The organism is Streptomyces sp. sk2.1, from assembly GCF_008120935.1.
GTDB lineage: Bacteria > Actinomycetota > Actinomycetes > Streptomycetales > Streptomycetaceae > Streptomyces.
In genome coordinates this window covers 1-4,501 of sequence record NZ_RDBO01000225.1, presented here as the reverse complement: position 1 = coordinate 4,501, position 4,501 = coordinate 1, and the positions used below count along the sequence as shown (strand labels likewise).

Annotated in this window: 1 protein-coding gene; it reads left to right on the top strand. The window is 72.6% G+C overall.

The window, feature by feature from the left end; translation table 11 throughout:
• A partial coding sequence (locus tag EAO76_RS42875) for a type I polyketide synthase (protein WP_148841620.1) occupies window positions 1-4,501 on the top strand: 4,501 nt, incomplete at both ends.

The window sequence follows — 4,501 nt, the reverse complement described above, 5'->3', positions numbered from 1 at the left end:
GGACGCCTCCGGACACCCCTGGCTCGGCGCCGCCCTCGCCCTCGCCGACGGCGAGGGCCACCTGCTCACCGGCCGGCTCTCCCTCACCGACCAGCCCTGGCTGGCCGAACACGCCGCCTTCGGGACCGTCCTCGTCCCCGGCACCGGACTGCTCGAACTCGCCCTCACCGCAGCCCACCACATAGGCGCCACTGCCGTCGAGGAACTCACCCTCCTCGAACCCCTCGTCCTGACCGACGACACCCCCCTCCGCCTCCAGGTCGTCGTCGGAGCGGAAACCCCCCAGGGGCGCCGGCCGGTGGCGGTCTACAGCCGTGGTGAGGAGGTGTCCGAGGATGCTCCGTGGCGTCAGCATGCCGCCGGTGAGCTGGGGCAGGCGCAGTCCGCCGTTCCGGAGGCGGCCGACGAGTTGGTGCAGTGGCCGGTTCCGGGTGCCGAGCAGGTTGCGCTGGACGGGTTCTACGAGGACTTCCGTGCCCGTGGCCTGGAGTACGGTCCCGCCTTCCAGGGCCTGACCGGCCTGTGGCGCAAGGGCAACACCGCGTACGGCACCGTCCGCCTGCCCGAGGGGCTCCGGACCGACGACTTCGGTATCCACCCCGCACTCCTGGACGCCGCCCTGCACACCCTGATGGGCGTACGGCAGGAGGCGGACGGGGCCGGGAAGCCGGTGTTCCTGCCGTTCGAGTGGACCGGTGTCGAGCTGTACGCCACCGGCGCCACCGAACTGCGCGTACGCATCGAGGCTGAATCCGCGACGAGCGAGAACATCTCGCTCGTGGTGGCCGACGGCACCGGCGCCCCGGTCGCCGTCGCGCAGGGCCTGCGCATCCGTGAGGCGAGCGCCGAGCAGATCCGTGCCGGTCAGTCGGTCGAGCACCTCTACCGCGTCGAGTTCCAGGCCCCCCGCGTGCTGGAGGAGGCATCGGACGGGGAGACCTGGGTCCTCGGCGGCAACGGCGAGGTGACCCGCGCCCTGGAGGCGGAGGGCATCGGCACCGCCGACGAGGTGTCCGCGCGCCTGGACGACGGCGCGCCCGCGCCGCTCCGCCTCGTCATCGACACCACCTGCTCGGACGGCGGCTTTGCCGACGACGCCGTGGGCGGTTTCGGCGACGGCCTCGTGGCGACGACCCGGACGTTGGGTCTCGTTCAGCAGCTGATCTCCGAACAGCGCCTGGAAGAAACCGAGTTGGTATGGCTCACCTCCGGTGCGGTGGATGCCGGGGACGGGGTGCGCGACCTGGTGCACGCCCCGCTGTGGGGGTTGCTGCGCACGGCGCGCAGCGAGCACCCCGAACGTGCGATCCGGCTGGTGGACGTCGAGACACCGGCTGCCGACGTGGGGCGCGCGCTTGCCGTCGCGGGCGAGCCGGAGGTGGCGGTACGCGGGGGCGAGGTACGGGTCGCGCGTCTGGTGGGCGTGACCGGGGCCGGGAACGATGCCGGGAAGGGTGCCGGTGACGCCGGTGAGCGGCCGGTGCTGGACCCGTCCGGCACCGTGCTGATCACGGGTGGTACGGGTGAGCTGGGCCGTGCCGTGGCCGTACACCTGGTGCGTGCGCACGGAGTGCGGCATCTGGTGCTGACCTCGCGACGTGGCCAGGACGCGCCCGGTGCCGGGGAGTTGGCGGCGGATCTGACGGCCGCCGGGGCCGAGACCGTACGCCTGGTGGCTTGCGACGTGTCGGACCGTACCCAGGTGGAGGCCCTGCTGGTCGAGGACGGCGCACATCCCTGGACCGGGATCTTCCACCTTGCCGCGGTGCTCGACGACGGGCTGCTGACCGCGCAGGACGCGGAACGACTGGCCTCGGTGTGGGCCCCCAAGGCGGCGGGTGCCGCACATCTGCACGAGCTGTCCCAGCACCTCGACCTGGCCGCGTTCGTCCTGTTCTCCTCGGCCGCGGGTGTGCTGGGCGGCGCCGGGCAGGCCGGATACGCGGCTGCCAACGCCTTCCTGGACGGCCTCGCCGCCCACCGCAGGCTCCAGGGGCTTCCCGCGACCAGCGTGTCCTGGGGGCTGTGGCAGCAGGCCGGCACCGGCCTGACCGCGTCCCTGGGCCGGGCCGAGCTGGCCCGTATGCACCGGCAGGGCGTCGGCGCGCTCACCGACAAGCAGGGACTGGCGGCCCTCGACGCCGCACTTGCCGAACCGCATGCCCATCTCGTCCCGATCAGGCTGGAGTCGGCGCCGCTGCTGCGCCGTCCCGATGAGATTCCGGCGCTGCTGCGCGCCCTGGTCCGGGCCCCGCGCAAGCGTGCCGGGGAGTCCGCGGCGACCCCGTCGGGTCTGCGCGAGCAGCTGGCAGTCCTTTCGGAGGCGGAACGCTCGGCCTGGCTGACCCGGCTCGTCCAGCGTGAGGCCGCTGTGGTTCTGGGTGTGTCCGATGCGGACGGGATCGGTGCGCAGCAGGTGCTCAAGGAGTTGGGGATCGACTCGTTGATGGCGGTGGAGCTGCGGCGTCGGCTCTCGGCCGAGACCGGTCTCACGCTGCCCTCGACCCTCGCCTTCGACCACCCCACCCCCACGGCCATCGCCGCGCTGCTCCTCGAACGGCTCGCGCTCACCGACGGTGCGGGGAAGGCCGCGCCGAAGCGTGGCCGCCGCAGGGCCGCAGCGTCCGACGACCCCATCGCCGTCGTGTCCATGGCCTGTCGGCTGCCCGGCGGCATCGAGACCCCCGAGGACTACTGGGACCTGCTGTCGTCCGGCGGCGACGCCGTCAGCGGACTTCCGTCGCGCTGGGAGAAGCTCGACGTCTACGACCCCGACCCCGAGGCCGTCGGCAAGAGCTATGCCCGCGAGGGTGGTTTCATCCACGACGTCGAGGGCTTCGACGCCGCGTTCTTCGGGATCTCCCAGCGCGAGGCGCTGTCGATGGACCCGCAGCAGCGGCTCGTGCTCGAAACGGCCTGGGAGGCGCTGGAGCGGGCCGGGCTCCGGCCCGACGCGCTGACCGGCAGCAGCACCGGCGTCTACCTCGGCGCCATGAGCTCCGACTACGGCGAGCAGGGGCGCGAGCTCGACGCGTTCGACGGGTACGTCAGCACGGGCAACGCCAGCAGTGTCGTCTCGGGCCGGGTGTCGTACGCGCTCGGTCTCCAGGGCCCGGCCGTGACCATCGACACCGCGTGCTCGTCGTCCCTCGTGGCGATGCACCTCGCGGCCACCGCCCTGCGCCAGGGCGAGTGCGAACTCGCCCTCGTCGGCGGTGTCACCATCATGAGCACACCGAGGCTCTTCGTGGAGTTCTCCCGGCTCAAGGGCATGGCACCGGACGGACGTTGCAAGTCCTTCTCGGCGCAGGCGGACGGCGCCGGCTGGTCGGACGGCGTCGGCATCCTCGTGCTGAAGCGGCTGTCGGCCGCCGAACGCGACGGTGACCGGGTGCTGGCGGTCCTGCGCGGCAGCGCCGTCAACCAGGACGGCCGCAGCCAGGGCCTCACCGCCCCCAACGGCCCCTCGCAGCAGCGGGTGATCCACGACGCCCTCGAAGCCTCCCGCCTCGCACCGGCCGACATCGACGCCATCGAGGCGCACGGCACGGGCACGCCGCTCGGCGACCCGATCGAGGCCGGGGCCCTGGCCGAGGTGTTCGGCCCGGGGCGCGACGCGGACCGGCCGGTGTACCTGGGCTCGTCGAAGTCGAACATCGGGCACGCCCAGGCCGCCGCGGGCGTCGCGGGCGTGATGAAGATGGTCCTCGCACTCCAGCACGAGACCCTTCCGAAGACCCTGTACGTGGACGAGCCCAGCCCGCACATCGAGTGGGACAACAGCGGGCTCCGACTCCTCGACGAGGCACGACCCTGGACACGCGACACGGCACGCCCCCGCCGCGCCGGTGTCTCCTCCTTCGGGCTCAGCGGCACCAACGCCCACCTGATCCTGGAGGAGCCGCCGGTACGCGACGCACGGCCGGTGGAGGCCGTCGGGACCGGTCCGGCCCCCGTCCCCCTGGTGCTGTCGGGGCAGAGCGAGGAAGCCGTGCGCGCCCAGGCCGGACGCTGGGCGGACTGGATCGCCGGACGGCCGGACGTGCCGTCGGCCGATGTCGTGGCGACGGCGGCGCTGCACCGCACGCACTTCGAGTTCCGGGCGGGCGTACTGGCCACCGGCCGCGACGAACTGGTCGACTCCCTCAGGGCGTTGGCGGAGGGCCGGGCGCACCGTGATGTCGTCGAGGGTTCTGTCGTCGGTGGTGAGTTGGCGGTGTTGTTCACGGGGCAGGGCAGTCAGCGGATCGCGATGGGGCGTCAGTTGTACGGGGCGTTCCCGGTGTTCCGGGAGGCGTTCGACGAGGTGTGTGCGGCGTTGGATCCGCATCTGAGGGTGCCGTTGGCCGCGGTGGTGTTCGCTCCCGAGGACAGTGCGGACGCGGTGTTGGTGCATGAGACGGAGTTCACGCAGCCGGGGTTGTTCGCGGTGGGTGTGGCGTTGTTCCGGTTGTGGGAGTCGTGGGGTGTGGTGCCGGGTGCGGTGGTGGGGCATTGCATT